Source organism: Desulfitobacterium elongatum, from assembly GCF_055378975.1.
Genome location: NZ_AP038772.1, coordinates 4,673,094 through 4,689,299, shown reverse-complemented (window position 1 = coordinate 4,689,299; position 16,206 = coordinate 4,673,094). Strand labels below are relative to the sequence as shown.

At 47.2% G+C, this 16,206-nt stretch carries 8 protein-coding genes and 1 rRNA gene; 8 read left to right on the top strand and 1 reads right to left on the bottom strand.

What is annotated here, in order from left to right:
* The first annotated feature begins 6 nt into the window (after window positions 1–6).
* From pheT to ACZ42W_RS21980, 6 genes are all read left to right on the top strand, one after another.
* Entirely contained in the window at window positions 7–2,412 is a 2,406-nt protein-coding gene (pheT, locus tag ACZ42W_RS22005) for a phenylalanine--tRNA ligase subunit beta (protein WP_464167386.1), read from the top strand.
* Between the two features lie 19 nt (window positions 2,413–2,431).
* On the top strand, window positions 2,432–2,689 hold the full coding sequence (locus ACZ42W_RS22000) for a cell division protein ZapA (protein WP_464167385.1): 258 nt from the start codon (window positions 2,432–2,434) through the stop codon (window positions 2,687–2,689).
* Between the two features lie 185 nt (window positions 2,690–2,874).
* The gene (locus ACZ42W_RS21995; RefSeq protein ID WP_464167384.1) at window positions 2,875–3,765 is read left to right on the top strand and encodes a metalloenzyme; all 891 of its coding nucleotides are present in this window, start codon (window positions 2,875–2,877) and stop codon (window positions 3,763–3,765) included.
* Window positions 3,766–3,780: 15 nt separating this feature from the next.
* Window positions 3,781–6,414 (top strand): U32 family peptidase, encoded by a 2,634-nt coding sequence (locus ACZ42W_RS21990; protein WP_464167383.1) that lies wholly within the window; start codon window positions 3,781–3,783, stop codon window positions 6,412–6,414.
* A gap of 116 nt (window positions 6,415–6,530) precedes the next feature.
* The gene (locus tag ACZ42W_RS21985) at window positions 6,531–8,900 is read left to right on the top strand and encodes an endonuclease MutS2 (protein WP_464167382.1); all 2,370 of its coding nucleotides are present in this window, start codon (window positions 6,531–6,533) and stop codon (window positions 8,898–8,900) included.
* A gap of 281 nt (window positions 8,901–9,181) precedes the next feature.
* The gene (locus ACZ42W_RS21980; protein WP_464167381.1) at window positions 9,182–9,556 is read left to right on the top strand and encodes a hypothetical protein; all 375 of its coding nucleotides are present in this window, start codon (window positions 9,182–9,184) and stop codon (window positions 9,554–9,556) included.
* Between the two features lie 148 nt (window positions 9,557–9,704).
* Here the strand turns inward: ACZ42W_RS21980 and ACZ42W_RS21975 are convergent, their stop codons facing one another.
* Window positions 9,705–12,329: a transglycosylase domain-containing protein gene (locus tag ACZ42W_RS21975; RefSeq protein WP_464167380.1), complete on the bottom strand. Its 2,625-nt coding sequence runs from the start codon at window positions 12,327–12,329 to the stop codon at window positions 9,705–9,707.
* A 385-nt stretch (window positions 12,330–12,714) separates the two neighbouring features.
* Between ACZ42W_RS21975 and tyrS the strand changes: the two genes are divergently transcribed.
* Both tyrS and ACZ42W_RS21965 read left to right on the top strand, forming a co-directional pair.
* Complete coding sequence (gene tyrS, locus ACZ42W_RS21970) at window positions 12,715–13,977, top strand: tyrosine--tRNA ligase (protein ID WP_464167379.1); 1,263 nt, start codon at window positions 12,715–12,717, stop codon at window positions 13,975–13,977.
* Window positions 13,978–14,495: 518 nt separating this feature from the next.
* A 16S ribosomal RNA gene (locus ACZ42W_RS21965) occupies window positions 14,496–16,159 on the top strand.
* Window positions 16,160–16,206: the final 47 nt, after the last annotated feature.

Genomic DNA, 16,206 nt, shown 5'->3' with positions numbered 1-16,206 from the left:
AGGGGTATGAAGGTCAGTCTAAAATGGTTAAGCGAACTCGTTGATATAAATCAATCCGCTGAAGAATTGGGGGAGACCTTAACTCGGGGTGGAATTGAAGTCGGAGAAATCGAGGATCACAACAAAGGTTTAGACTCCGTGGTCATCGGGGAAATATCACGGATGGAGCATCATCCTAATGCAGAAAAACTCTGGATATGTGAGGTCAATCTAGGAAGCCAAACCGTATCCATCGTCACAGGAGCGCAGAACCTGCTCTTAAGAGATAAGATTCCTGTGGCTCTTCCGGGGACGACTCTACCGAATGGGCTAGAAATCCAAGTTTCTAAACTTCGAGGGATCGAATCGGCGGGGATGCTTTGCTCGGCAGAAGAACTCTTGCTGGATTCAGCAGTCGGAGATCCGCGGAGTGAAGGGGGAATTCTAATCTTATCCCCAGACGCTCCGCTTGGCACGTGCTTAACGAATATCCTTGGCCAGGGAGATAGCGTACTTGATCTGGAATTGTACCCGAATCGTCCGGATTGTCTCGCAATGGTGAACGTGGCACGGGAAGTGTCCTCCTTAACTGGCGGAGCTTTACATCTTCCTACCTGGGCTGAGACGGAGAAGGGACCAGATTATCCTGTAGATCCTTCTGCTAAGATCATCATTGATGAGCCCGAATTATGCCACCGTTATGCTGGGCTATTAGTGGATGATGTGAAAATTGAGCCCTCGCCTGAGTGGATGCAAGTGCGCTTGAAGGCAGCTGGAGTTCGCCCCATCAGCAACATTGTAGATATAACCAATTATTGCATGCTGGAGATGGGACAGCCCTTGCATGCCTTTGATCGTGATGCAATCTCCGGTGCAGTGCATGTCCGACGTGCCCATACAGGAGAGAATCTTGTGACCTTAGATAATGTAGAGCGGGCCTTGGATCCGGAAATGCTTCTCATCGCAGATGATGAGAAACCGCTAGGTCTAGCTGGGGTTATGGGAGGCCTAAATAGCGAGATTACGGACTCTACAAAGCGTTTGCTTATCGAATCGGCTCATTTCTCTGGAGTAAGTATTCGTCGCACAAGTCGTCGTTTAGGCTTACGTTCTGAGGCTTCGAACCGCTTTGAGAAAGGAGTCAATGCTCACGGAGTGATTGCAACACTGGGTCGCGTGGCAGAACTTTTGTTAGAACTTGGTGCTGGTCGCCCGATAGGGTTTATCGATCAAGTTGGAAAACTCTTTGAACCGAGCCTCGTGACCTTGTCCGTAGAGAATACTAATTCTCTTCTAGGAACCTCATTAGTGAAAGAGGAAATTTCACATATTCTTGATCGTCTTAGTTTCCCTTATCAAGAAAAAGAAGGGGTATATGAGGTTGAGATTCCCTCGTATCGCTCAGATATTCAGATAGAGGTCGATCTCATCGAAGAGGTTGCCCGTTTGACAGGCTACGATCGTATTCCGACGACGCTTCCACAAGGAAGTCAAACCCAGGGACGGAGAACCCCTGAACAAGAATTCCGTCGGAAACTTCGTCACCTTCTCGTTCGTTTGGGACTGAACGAAGTCCTTACCTATTCCTTTACACGTCCTGAGGCAGACCAACAATTCGGACATGATGACCTTGCAATTCCCCTAATGAATCCCCTACGGGAGGAGTTAAGTGTGATGCGCACGTCTTTAGTTCCGGGAGTATTAGAGGTCGCAGCTCGAAATATTTCGCGTAGGAATCTTGATATTCGAATTTTTGAAATCGGCAATGTTTACTGGAGTAAGGAGCGTCCGCTTCAAAGTCTTCCAGAGGAACATCTCCGACTAGCGGGAGTCATCATGGGTAAGAGTTCACGCCATTGGTTAACTTCTGTGGCTGAATACAGCTTCTATACCTTAAAAGGAATAGTTGAAGAAATCGCTCAGGAGTTTGGCCTGGAATTTGATTATCGTCTGCCCAATAATCTCCAACTGATCCATCCAGGACGCTCAGCAGAAATCTATCTTAAGGGCGAGCGAATTGGGTTTATGGGTGAAATCCATCCTAGGCTTGGCAAGGAGTGGGATTTAGAGCGCGCACTTATCTTTGAATTTGAACTTTATCCGATGATGGAGGCTAGTCATTTGGGAATTCGGGCAACTTCGATACCGAAGTTCCCAGCAATGCATAGAGATTTAGCAGTCGTAGTACCGCTGGAAGTCCCAGCCCGTGCTGTAATGAGCCGAATTCAGGAGCTCGGAGGGGAGCTTTTAGAGCAGGTGGATATCTTTGATGTCTACACAGGGAAGCCCATCCCTGAAGATCGGAAGAGCTTAGCGTTTACTCTGAAATATCAATCCCTTGATCGTACCTTGAAGGATGAAGAGGTTAATAGCTTGAATTCTCAAGTGCTTGAAGGAATCGAGCGGGAATTCGGGGCTGCGTGGAGAAAGTAAATGTTCTAGGTGGTGTCATATGTCGGAAGAACGAGGCAAAGTTATCGTGGAGATTTATGGGGAGAAACATGTGATTCGCGGCGGGGAAAGCCCTGAGCACATCCAAGAAGTAGCCCATGAGGTGGATAAAAAGATGCGGCTCATTGCCCAGCGGATGCCTCGTCTAGGGGTTCATCAAGTGGCGATTTTGGCCGCTTTAAACCTTGCCGATGAGTTGAGAAAACTTCGCGAAGAACAAGAAACCCTTATGCAGCTCATCGAGAATCCAGAGGACTAGTGATTGTAAAGAAGTGGCGTAGCTTTATAGAGGTTACGCCTTTCTTGCATGGAAGGAATGTAGGCATCACACAACTGGCTTTTTCACTGGAATTTGGATAAACTAGAGGAAACGTTCCTTTCTACAGAATTTGATGATAGGCTTAGATAACTTGTGTGAATTGAGATAGATAGTGGTGAAGGCGTATGCATTTTGTTATGATTTTTCTGGATGGATTTGGGCTGGGAAGAGAGCAGGATAACCCGATTATCGCTGCCAATACACCGAATATTGACGCCCTACTTGGGGGACATCACCTTTGGGGAGATCGAACCTTAAAAAATGATAAGGTGTTTTTAACTCCTCTGGATGCATCCTTGGATGTGCCTGGAATTCCGCAAAGCGCGACGGGGCAGACCACCTTATGGACGGGAAGCAATGCAGCAAAGGCCCTAGGCTTTCACCTCAATGCTTATCCCAATGAAAAGCTGGCTAAGATTATTGCAGATAAGTCCATCTTCAGACAATTGGCAGAGCAGGGTAAACGGGTTACGTTTGCCAATACCTTTACGAATCACTATGACCAGGATATTGCATCAGGAAAGAAGCGATACTCTGCGTCTACATTATCAGCATTAGCGGGTGGTGTACGCTTGCGTCGGCTTGACGATCTTCTAAAGGGCAAGGGTGTCTACCAAGATATGACGAATAAGCTTCTCAAGGAGCTCGGTGAGGAGGTATCTGTGATTTCCCCCTACCAAGCTGGCCAAAATCTCGGGCATTTGGCTCTGGACTATGACTTTACTCTCTATGAGTTCTTTCAGACGGATGTTCGCGGGCACAAGCAAGACTGGGAAGAGTCGATCAGGCTTGTGCAAAAAATCGATGAGTTTATCGGTGGATTTCTGTCCGTGATTCAGAAGGAAGATGTCACTTGGCTCTTAACGAGCGATCATGGGAATATAGAGGACTTTAAAGTGAAGGGGCATACTCAGAATCCGGTTCCAGCTTTAGGCTGGTCGAATCGTGAGGTCGTTTGGCCTCAGTGGACAAGGCTTGAAGAGGTGACACCGGGGATTATGAAGATGTTAAGTTAGGATCGAGGAATAAGTATGTCAAACGTTGTAGATTCAAATTCATCGTTAATAGAAAATAAAAAACCAAACAGGCACGGCCAAGACGCGATGGAGCTGCTTGCCCCAGCAGGGAGTTTTGAAGCTTTTAAGGCAGCGGTGGAAAATGGAGCGAATGCTGTTTATCTTGGGGGGAGAAGTTTTAATGCACGGGCTAATGCAGCGAACTTCGACTTAGAGGAGCTCCGTCGAGTCGTTCAGTATGCTCATGAGCGGGAGACCTTTGTCTATGTCACGGTCAATATCCTGATCGCTGATAAGGAGTTCCCAGAGCTCTTTGATTATCTGTATGAGCTGTATGAGATTGGCGTCGATGCCCTTATTCTCCAGGATATCGGAGTAGCTGAATTGATTCAAAGTATTTTACCTGAGATGGAGCGCCATGCCAGTACCCAGATTACGATTAATAATAGCTGGGGCGTTCGGCATATGGAGAAGCTCGGCTTTCAGCGGGTCGTTTTCGCTCGGGAAGTTACTGCTGAACAGATGAAGAAAATTTCTGAGAAGACAGTACTCGATATAGAGGTCTTTGTGCATGGAGCACTGTGCATTTGCTATTCTGGTCAATGTCTGATGTCTAGTTTTATCGGAGGACGGAGCGGAAACCGGGGGAGGTGCGCTCAACCCTGCAGGCTTACATATCAGCTGATGAATGAGAAGAAGACGGATTTATTAGCTGAAGCGAAGCTAGGAGACCATTTGTTGAGCCCGCGAGATTTAAACTTCGTTGAAGAAATTGAGGAACTGAGGAAAAGTGGAGTTTACTCCCTTAAGGTAGAAGGACGGATGAAGCGTCCGGAGTACGTTGCGACGGTGATAAGGGTATACCGGCATGCTCTCGATCATGTTTTAGCTGAAGAGCATGAGTCCTCAGGGAGTGGGGTTACGGAAGAAGAGAAAACTGAGCTCTTACAAATTTTTAACCGAGATTTCTCACAAGCTTACTTTCATGGACATCCGGGCGCAGAACTCATGAGCTATGCTCGCCCCAATAACCGGGGAATTCGCCTAGGACGGATTACCAAGAATACTGGGAATCAACTGGAGATTAAGCTTGAAGCCTACCTGAGACCAGGCGATGGAATTGAGATATGGACCAGCCGCGGCCGGGAAGGGATTACAGTCAGTAAAGTCTGGCAAGGAAAGACGGAAGTGCTCGAAGGAAAACCTGGAGATGTCATCCAGATTGAGTTCTCTGGGAAATCCCATCCAGGGGATAGAGTATTTAAGACACACGATGAGCTCTTAATGGAAAAGGCTCGGCAAAGCTTTCAAGAGGGAAAAGAACAACGCAAGCGACCCTTGAGAATGCGTCTATCGGGTTCGATCGGCGAATTCTTAGTTCTGGAGGCTTGGGATGGAGAGCGTAATGCAAAGGTGAATTCCACAAATCCTGCTCAGAAGGCTTTGAAACGGCCCTTAACCCAAGAGTATGCTTTTCAGCAGCTCGGTCGTTTAGGTACAACTCCCTTTTGGCTGGAGGAATTAGAGCTTGAGGTTGAAGAAGGGCTCATGGTGCCAGTGAGTGAAATCAATGAGATGAGACGATTGGTTGTGGAGGCCCTACTAAGTAAGCAAGATGAGTATGAGTGGGTAACGAGGTCGGAGTATAATCTACGGCTTCGCGAATGGAAGAAAAAGCTTGTCCAGGAGCGGGAAGAGAACACTATGGTCCGTAAGAATGGGGCAGCTTGGAAACAGGCTTCCACAGCGAAACGTCTTACGGTCGCCGTGAGTGATTTAGAGTCGGTTCAGGCCGCTCTAAAGGCTGGCGCTAAACGAATTGCCATGGGGGGAGAGCGCTGGCGTTCCCGTAAAGGACTGAACCTTGAAGACCTACGTGTCGGAGTTAAGCTATGTAAGGAGCAGGGTGCGGAGAGTGTATTACGCTTACCCAGGGTTCTAAACGAGGAACAAAGTTCCTGGTGGTATGATACCTTGCTCAAGATTAAAATCTGGGACAATCGTCCGATTGTGATGGTATCAAACCTTGGGGAATTAGAAATCTTGAAAGCCATTGATCCAGAGTGGCCGTTCGAGACAGATTTCTCTCTGAATGTCTTTAATGAAGCAGCAATCGCCCACTTTTTGCGCTTGGGCGCGGGAACGGTCACCCTATCTCCAGAGTTAGAACACAGTCAACTTGAATCTCTAGCAAAGTGGCCTAAGACAGAACTTCTCGCTTTCGGTGATTTGGAGATGATGGTCAGTGAGTATTGTCCTGTCGGAGCGACCTTAGGCGGGAAGAAGGGGACGAAGTGTAGCGTGCCCTGTGTAAAGGAACCACATTACCTCAGAGACCGCTTAAAGTATGACTTTCCGATAGAGACAGATTTGGATTGCCGAATGCATCTCTATAACGTGAAGCGATTGAATCTCTATAAAGAGTTGGGAGCTATCGCCAAAATGGGGATCACTAATATCCGATTACAACTCGATCGGGCCACTCCTGTGCAAATTAGGGATACGGTAAGGGTTTTTCTCGAGGGATGGGAGCATGCTTTACATGGAGAAAAAATATCTGAAGGACAGGCGGAAGAAGTGAGCGCCTACCTGGAGGAACGTTTCCCAGAAGGATTTACGAAAGGACATTATTTCCGTGGAGTGCTTTAAGCACGTGCGATAAGAAGTCTTCCGCCTCTAAGACACCGCTATTGCGGCAGTTAGTGGGAAGATGAGAGATGAAGAGCAACTCAAATAGATGGTCTTTAATTAAGAGGGAGGAAAACATGGTATTAGACGAACGAGTCGTCCGAAAGCTTGACTTTGATAAGATTCTGGAGCGGTTAGCAAATCAATGCCTTTTGCCAAGGGCCCGAGAAATCGCGGAGGAATTAAAACCCTATGTAAGCCATGATCTCGTGCGGGAAGCCTTGGAAGAGACTGGGGAAGGAAAGGCCCTTCTGCGGGTCAACCCACTTTTCTCCGTGCGAGGGGCAAAGGAAATTCGTCCTTATTTGGAGCGGTGTTTAAGGGGCGGAGTATTAACACCTGAGGAGCTCCTTCATATTCGGGATACCTTAAAGACTGCCCGGCAAATTAAGCAAAGTGTGCTTGAGGGGAAAACTGAGGTCCCACATCTTAAGGAGATTATAGAGGGGATTGTCCTTCCCAAAGGTCTAGAGGAGGAGATCGCCCGCTGTATTTCGGAGGAAGCACAAGTAGCTGATCAAGCCTCGGCAGAACTTGCAGACCTTCGGAGAGGGATTACCCGCCTTCAGCGTCGGATCCGGGAAACCCTCGATGGAATCATTCGAAACCCTTCTCATCAAAAAATACTTCAGGACCCGATTGTTACACAGCGTTCTGACCGTTACGTAATCCCTGTAAAACAAGAATATCGTCAATCCTTTCCAGGGATTGTTCATGACCAATCGGCGAGCGGAGCGACTCTCTTCATCGAACCGATGGCTGTCGTGAACCTAGGAAATGAATTGCGTGAAGTGGTCCTTAAGGAACAACGTGAAGTTCAAAGAATCCTCATGCAGCTCTCCTTTCGGGTGGAGGGAGAGGCTGAATTGATCGCTGATGCCCATGAGGCACTGGCTCGAGTAGACTTTATCCTTGCCAAGGCCCGCTTAAGCGAGGGAATGAATGCAGGAGCACCGGCACTTTCTGATAAACAAGAAATCAAGTTGGTTCAAGCAAGACACCCACTGCTCACTGGATCTGTCGTACCCTTAACCATTGAACTAGGGACTCGTTTTGATACGGTGGTTATTACTGGGCCGAATACGGGAGGAAAAACTGTCGCCTTAAAAACGATCGGTCTCCTTGCTGCTATGGCACAATGTGGACTACATATTCCGGCAGAAAGTGATTCCCGTGTCGGGGTGTTTACACAGGTCTTTGCAGATATCGGGGATGAGCAGAGTGTCGAGCAATCCTTGAGTACGTTTAGCGGACATATGAAGAATATCGTTGAGATCGTTCAGAAGGCTGATCGACGCTCTTTGATTCTCCTCGACGAAGTCGGAGCGGGAACAGACCCCACGGAAGGGGCGGCTCTAGCCATGGCAATTATTGCTGAGCTTCACGAGCGAGGAGCACAGATTGTTGCGACAACACACTATGGGGCCTTAAAGAACTTCGCTTATAATACTCCTCGAGTGGAGAATGCCTCGGTAGAATTTGATTCTGAGACCTTAAGACCGACCTACCGCTTACTCATCGGAATCCCGGGGAAGAGTAATGCCTTCTATATCGCGGGGCGCCTTGGCCTGACGGAAGCTGTCCTTGATCGGGCGAAAACCTTTGTAACGGAGCGAGAGATGCAGGTCTCAGATCTTATTGAGAATCTCGAGGATACCCAAAGGGAGATTGACTTCGAGAAGCGCCGCGCTCGGGAAGAACGTCAAACGATTGAAAGAGAAAGCCTAGGACTTAAGGAGAAATCCCAACAGCTTGAAGAGGAATATCAGGAACTCATGGCGAAGGCCAAGGATCAAGCGATAGAACTCGTCCGAGAAGCAAGACGGGAAGCGGAACGCTTGATTGATGAGCTCAAACAGGCTCTGAAAGAGGAACGAAAAGACCAACAATCGATTGAACGAGCGCGACAAGGGTTACACAAGCTTTCCGGGAAGGTAGGGGTCAATGATAGCCCTACGCGGGGATCTGTCGGTGTGGATTCCGAAGAGATAAAGCTCGGGCAAATGGTGTATATGACCAAGCTGCGCCAGAAAGCACAGGTCCTAAAACTACCAAATGATAACGGGGAAATCCTTGTTCAGGCCGGAGTGATTAAGCTTAATGTCCCAATCAGCGAGATTCGTCTCGTCAAGGAAGAGAAGGCAAAGCAACCCACACGAAGTGCTGGAGGGCATGGTCGGCTTGGGATGAGTAAAGCAGAAACCGTCAGAAGCGAAATTGATCTGCGCGGAATGATGGTCGAAGAGGCAAGCTACGAATTAGATAAGTATCTCGATAATGCGGTTTTGACAGGAATTGGGCAAGTCTATATCATTCACGGGAAAGGGACGGGTGCCCTGAGGAGCGGAATTCAGGACTTTTTGAGAGGGCATCATCACGTGAAATCCTTCCGACTTGGGCAACATGGGGAAGGCGATTTAGGGGTAACAGTCGTTGAATTAAAGTAGCAATGGATGAGGCGATGACAGGTTGAGAACTAGGTTACGGCCTGGTTCTCATTTCATTTTCTAATCTCCAAAAAAACGTGTGTTAGGATTAACCACAATGAGCTTAGTGGAAGTTTTTCTCACTCAGTTGCCTTGTATTGTATATGTAATACATGAGAGCCCTTGAAATACGGATATTGACATAAGATACTTGTTAATGTGAATTTTAGTTCTTCCTTATTGACACTGTGGTATACCTCGTTTATGCTGAAATATGTAATTAAAGGGAGGTGATTGTAGAGATGAGTGAGAAAAAGGGTAGATATGGTCGTCCTTTGATACTGCTGGCACTTTTCTTAGGACTTTCTTTCGGGATTTTCTTCAGTGCGACATCAAACGCCAACGCAACTCAATCGATGAGTCCAGATGGTAAAACCTGTACACCCTGCCATACTGATGGAAGGGTAGGCACGGGAGCAACTGGGGCAACAGGGGGAGGACAAGAGCAAAAGCCTGCGGGTGAGGCTCAGAAGCCTGCTGAGCAAGCACCTGCTGCTCAGGTTGAACAAACGCCGGCACCTGTAGCAAAAGAACCAGCTAGTCCTGTTCTAGTTATTGGACTCGTTGCAGTTGTGCTTGGAGTCATTTATGTAGCGGCTATCAAAAAGAAACACTAACTTTATGCTGATTCATAATCAATGGAGATAAACTCCAGACATTATGCAAAAAGAAGAGGTAAGAGAACTGGGTTACAGTTACTCTTACCTCTATTCGTTTCTCTACTTTTAATTCAAATGGAGTTTGCTATCTACGGGGTATGATTGTCTAGTCGGTAATTGTCAGCTTAGCAGCAGGAGAGGGCTGCCCTGAGACAGAAGTTTTCGGATCCTTGAACGCTGCCCAGAAGACGTATTCTCCAGGAGTTGGGGCTTTCCCATCCAGGCTCAAGGGAATCACAATTTTATCTGATTTGCCAGGTTGTGCTTCTGGAGTAAAAGTCTGAATACTAGCTTGGTCAGGGAGCTTCACATAAACGACTAAGGATAGTTTTTTACTTGCTTCAGGGTAAGCTACAGGAATACTTACAGAGCCGTGTGTCGCATCATAAGCTATAGGACCCAGTGTAGGAACAGGAAGTTTAGGATCTCCAGTAGGAGGGACGTTTATTGCCGATGGCGGTGCTGATTCATTGTAAGCCTCGGTAGGCATTTTGTAAGGAGCTTCATCACTAGGCCAAGGTATCGTGGCATCACGGTCAGTAATATTGAGGAAAACCTTGGGGAGTTTATTTCTTGTTCCTGTACCTACGAGATAGGTAGGATGATCGGCATCGATCTCTTTCTCGACCCACACATCACTAACACTTGTAGGGAAGTCTCCTTGAGCTGCGATTTCTGTCCGTATAAATTGGCTAGGAGTTAAACTGCTAGGTAATAGGCCTGACTTAGCATCAAAGGAGCCACTAACAATCCCTGAGGGTTGCTTAAATTCGCTTTGTACGGTTTGTCCTTCATGGGCAACAGTCATAACTTTTTTCCAGATTTGAGCGGGATAACTTCCACCATAAACTTGACGTAAATAATGGTTACCGTCAGGGTCTTGATCATATCCCATCCAGACAACCCCAACATAATTGGGGGTATATCCAGCAAACCAAGCATCTGGGTTCCCTGATTTATTTCCATACTTAGCTGGCTCAAGAGAAGTGGTTCCTGTTTTCCCGGCCACAGCCCAGTTGCCGAATTGAGCACGCGTACCCGTACCGTTGGTTACAACGCTTCGGAGCATGCTATTGATTAGGTAAGCCGTAGTTTCCTTCATAGTCCGTTCCTTGGTTATTTTCGGGGAAAGGACATCCTTACCTTGTGAATCAAGAACTTTCTCTATGGCGTGCGGCGTAATACGAACACCGTTGTTGGCAAATACACCATAAGCTGAAGCCATATCTATTGTGGAGACATGATCAGTAGTACCTAAGGATAAGCTTAATACCTTATCATCATTTTCTAAGGGGAGGCCCAGACGGTTCTTACCGAAGTCCCAGGCGTAATTTATGCCGATAAGATTCATGAGTTTAACTGCATAGACGTTGACTGAGTTTTCAACGGCATACCGCATCGTAATACGGCCTTTCCAGCCGGAAGTTTCAGTATCATAATCTGTTGGAGCCCATACTTGACCGTTTCCACCATTGTACTTAACAGGCATATCATCGAGGACGGTTCCCGGGAAGAATCCCCCTTTTTCAAGTGCAGGGGCATAAACGACGAGTGGTTTTATTGTCGAACCGGGTTGACGTGTAGATTGAGCTCGATTCAAACCACGGGCCGTGGTATAGTCTCGACCACCAACCAGCGCTCGGATAGAACCTGTAGAGGGTTCTATGACCGTCATCGCTCCTTGGACCTTAGTATTGTCCACGCTTTTTGGGAAATTATTTGCGTCTGCAAACTCCTTTTCGGCAGCTGCTTGAATTTTAGGATCGACGGTTGTGTAAATCTTTAATCCACCGCTGAAGATCTGTTCCTCGGCTAGCTTGTATTCATTGACAAGCTGGTCAATGACATAGTCGATAAAGTAGGGGAACTGATAGTCTGTGCCAGCGATTATTGGTTTTTGGGAAGCTGCACGATTCTTTTTCACGTTGTCTACGTGAGTAAAGGGGGCATCTTTATATTGGTTGAATTCACCTTGGGTAATGAGCCCCGCATCTTCCATTACTCCGAGAACGATCGTGCGACGGTTTTTGGCTTGTTCAGGTTTGACATAGGGGTCATAACCACTAGGGGCCTGGGGCAATCCAGCAAGCATGGCGATTTCATCGGGTTGTAAATCCTTAAGCTCTTTACCAAAGTACGTTTTAGCGGCAGCTTGAATTCCAAAGGAAGATTCCCCGAAGAAAATCCGATTGAGATAGAACGTGAGAATCTCATCCTTCGTGTATTCTCTTTCGAGCTGGATAGCCAAAGCAACTTCTTGAAGTTTCCGCGACCCGGTCTTGGCGGTGGGGTTCTCGATAAAGGCGTTACGCGCAAGCTGCATTGTAATCGTACTTGCGCCCTCTCTCATCGATTGAGATTTGATATCTGCAACGAGTGAACCAATGACTCGGATTGGGTCAACACCAAAGTGGTCATAAAAGCGCTTATCCTCGACAGCAACAAAGGTTTTCTTTACAAGCTCTGGGATTTCTGAGGACTTGGCCACTTGGCGATTTTCGGTTGCATGGAGTGCGGCAATCTGGTTTCCATCTTTATCGAAGATAATAGAAGTCTGTTCTTGATTTGTTAAGATATCCGGATGCCAATTCGGGGTTTGCGCTACTGCAGAAATCACGTAAATCAAAAATGCGATTGAAGCCACTGCAAAAATGGAACCGCTAGCCAGTAAAAAGACACGCCACTTCGAAAGGCGTTTTTTTCGTGGCGTCCTTTTCGGGGGAGATGCCATCTCTCGTACCTCCTAGTTTTCGTCGAATTTATTATTTTTCGTTTACGTATCGAAGGGACTAATAACAAAGTACACTTAAAAGTGTACTTTGTCACAGCAGAATTATACCATACTTTTTCTATCCATAAAACTTTTGCTAGCTGTGCTACATAAAATGAGCCCAAGATGGTGCATAAAATGAGCTTTCGAGTTGATATCAGTCATTCAAAACAGTATAATATTATAGATTGTATGTAACAATGATGTCTGAATAGCATAGAGTGCATATTTATAGCTTTTTGACCTAGGCACATAAACATAGTAAAGATTGATCCCTTAACTACAGGTTGGGGGATTTGATTTTAATAGTATTGAATTAAGTGGGATTCATAAGGGGGAAATAACAATGCATATTCTCGATGATTTAAAGGCTAGGGGATTGGTATATCAAAACACGGACGAAGAGGCTTTGTATAAGCGCCTTGAATCCCCTATAACACTTTATTGCGGCTATGATCCTACCGCAGATAGTTTACATATTGGGCATCTACTACCCATCCTTATTTTAAGGCGTTTCCAGCTTGCGGGACACCGACCCATTGCTTTAGTTGGCGGTGGAACAGGATTAATTGGAGACCCCAGCGGAAAAGTAAACGAGCGGACGCTTAATCCAACAGAGGTCGTGCAAGAGTATGCGAACCGCATCAAGGAACAACTGGGCCGTTTCCTCGATTTTGAGGGAGGTAAGAACTCGGCAATTCTCGCTAACAATTATGATTGGTTGGGCTCATTACAAGTCATTGAGTTTCTGAGAGATATCGGAAAGAACTTTTCCTTAGGAACGATGCTTGCCAAGGACTCTGTGGAATCCAGAATGAGTCGTGGAATTTCGTTCACTGAGTTTAGTTATATGATTTTACAATCGTATGATTTTATGAAGCTAAATGAACTTTATGGTTGTGAATTGCAGATTGGTGGAAGTGACCAATGGGGAAATATCACTTCAGGGATTGACCTTATTCGCCGGATGTCCGTTGGTGAAGATCGCCAGGTTCATGGACTTACGATGCCTTTAGTGACAAAGAGTGATGGCACGAAGTTTGGGAAGACAGAAGGGGGAGCGATATGGCTCGACCCAGAAAAGACTTCTCCCTATAAATTCTATCAGTTCTGGATGAACACAGATGATCGGGATGTTGTGAAATATCTTAAATACTTTACGTTCCTATCCATCGATGAAATTAGCCAACTGGCTCAAGACGTTGAGACTCAACCAGAAAAACGAAACGCTCAACGGATGCTAGCGAAAGAAGTCACCGAACTTGTGCATGGTGTAGAAGCTAGGGAACGTGCTGAGAAAATCTCGCATGCTCTGTTTACTGGTGGGCTAGAGAATCTCACGGGTGCGGAGGTTGAAGAAGGCTTTAGTGATGTCCCTTCCGCAGAAGTTAACGATGCTGAAATGATTCTTGTGGATGCTTTGATAGAGTTAGGGGCAGTCTCTTCGAAGAGACAAGCTCGGGAATCGATAGAGAGCGGCGCGGTCTATGTCAATGGTGTTCGACAAACCGATACGGGAGTATCGATAGCACAACTAGACAAGCTTGGCGGTAAGTTTATCGTTATTCGTCGTGGCAAGAAAAACTACTATCTATTAAGACTGATTTAGTTATAGTAGAAGAAGCTAGAAATATACGTACTGAATATGTAGGGCACGGTGACGCTTTAGACGTTACCGTGTTTTGCTTTATAGGAGAGGCCGTTATTGAGAGGCCATTATTTTGCACTTGAAATAGGAATAAGAATTATTTCTAAAACTAAAAATTAGGTATTGACTTGAGGTTAGCGCAGTGCTATTATAACAAAGCGCCGCAAGGACGGAAACGTCTCAGGCCACAGGGATAAAGCCTAGGCCCAAGCGACGCAACGGAACTTAAAATTGGGTGTTGACTTAAGCAAGTGAGCATGCTAATATAAGATTCCGTCGCGAGAGTCGAAAGACTTGAACGAAAAAAAGAGTTGACTTTCCGAAGTCACTCTGGTAAAATTAAAAACTGTCGCCACTAAGTGCGACACACGGTGAAAGCCGACAAATGGTCTTTGAAAACTAAACAACAAGGAACAGCCAATGACTCGTCAAGAGTTAAAGATTTAGATAATTTGAGCAATCAAATTTTCTTCATAAATTTTATGGAGAGTTTGATCCTGGCTCAGGACGAACGCTGGCGGCGTGCCTAACACATGCAAGTCGAACGGTCCAGTGTCTAACACCGAGTATTTTGGAGCTCGCAAGTTGGTGCCATGCGAGAGCGCGAAGAATGAGCGCTCCACGCATTCAATAAGTACCAACACGAAGCAGAGAATACTGGGTGTTAGATGCTGGATAGTGGCGGACGGGTGAGTAACGCGTGGGTAACCTACCCATTAAATCGGGACAACCCTTGGAAACGAGGGCTAATACCGGATACGCTTAAGAGCTGGCATCAGCTTTTAAGGAGAGGTGGCCTCTGAAGATGCTACCGATAATGGATGGACCCGCGTCTGATTAGCTAGTTGGTGGGGTAAAGGCCTACCAAGGCGACGATCAGTAGCCGGCCTGAGAGGGTGAACGGCCACACTGGGACTGAGACACGGCCCAGACTCCTACGGGAGGCAGCAGTGGGGAATCTTCCGCAATGGACGAAAGTCTGACGGAGCAACGCCGCGTGTACGATGAAGGCCTTCGGGTTGTAAAGTACTGTCTTCAGGGACGAACGGTGCGGGTGTAAATAATGCCTGTACATGACGGTACCTGAGGAGGAAGCCCCGGCTAACTACGTGCCAGCAGCCGCGGTAATACGTAGGGGGCAAGCGTTGTCCGGAATCATTGGGCGTAAAGGGCGCGTAGGCGGATATTTAAGTCTGGTGTGAAAACCTAGGGCTCAACCCTGGGAGTGCATCGGAAACTGGGTATCTTGAGGACAGGAGAGGAAAGTGGAATTCCACGTGTAGCGGTGAAATGCGTAGATATGTGGAGGAACACCAGTGGCGAAGGCGACTTTCTGGACTGTAACTGACGCTGAGGCGCGAAAGCGTGGGGAGCAAACAGGATTAGATACCCTGGTAGTCCACGCCGTAAACGATGAGTGCTAGGTGTAGAGGGTATCGACCCCTTCTGTGCCGCAGTTAACACAATAAGCACTCCGCCTGGGGAGTACGGCCGCAAGGTTGAAACTCAAAGGAATTGACGGGGGCCCGCACAAGCGGTGGATTATGTGGTTTAATTCGACGCAACGCGAAGAACCTTACCAAGGCTTGACATCCACAGAATCCTGAGGAAACTTAGGAGTGCCCTTCGGGGAGCTGTGAGACAGGTGGTGCATGGTTGTCGTCAGCTCGTGTCGTGAGATGTTGGGTTAAGTCCCGCAACGAGCGCAACCCCTATATTTAGTTGCTAACGAGTAAGGTCGAGCACTCTAGATAGACTGCCGGTGACAAACCGGAGGAAGGTGGGGATGACGTCAAATCATCATGCCCCTTATGTCTTGGGCTACACACGTAATACAATGGCCGGTACAGACGGAAGCGAAGCCGTGAGGTGGAGCGAATCCGAGAAAGCCGGTCTCAGTTCGGATTGTTCTCTGCAACTCGAGAACATGAAGTCGGAATCGCTAGTAATCGCAGGTCAGCATACTGCGGTGAATACGTTCCCGGGCCTTGTACACACCGCCCGTCACACCACGAAAGTCTGCAACACCCGAAGCCGGTGAGGTAACCCGAAAGGGAGCTAGCCGTCGAAGGTGGGGCCGATGATTGGGGTGAAGTCGTAACAAGGTAGCCGTATCGGAAGGTGCGGCTGGATCACCTCCTTTCTAAGGAGACATGTTCACTCTAGTAGTGAGCGTATCCTATGGTCGAT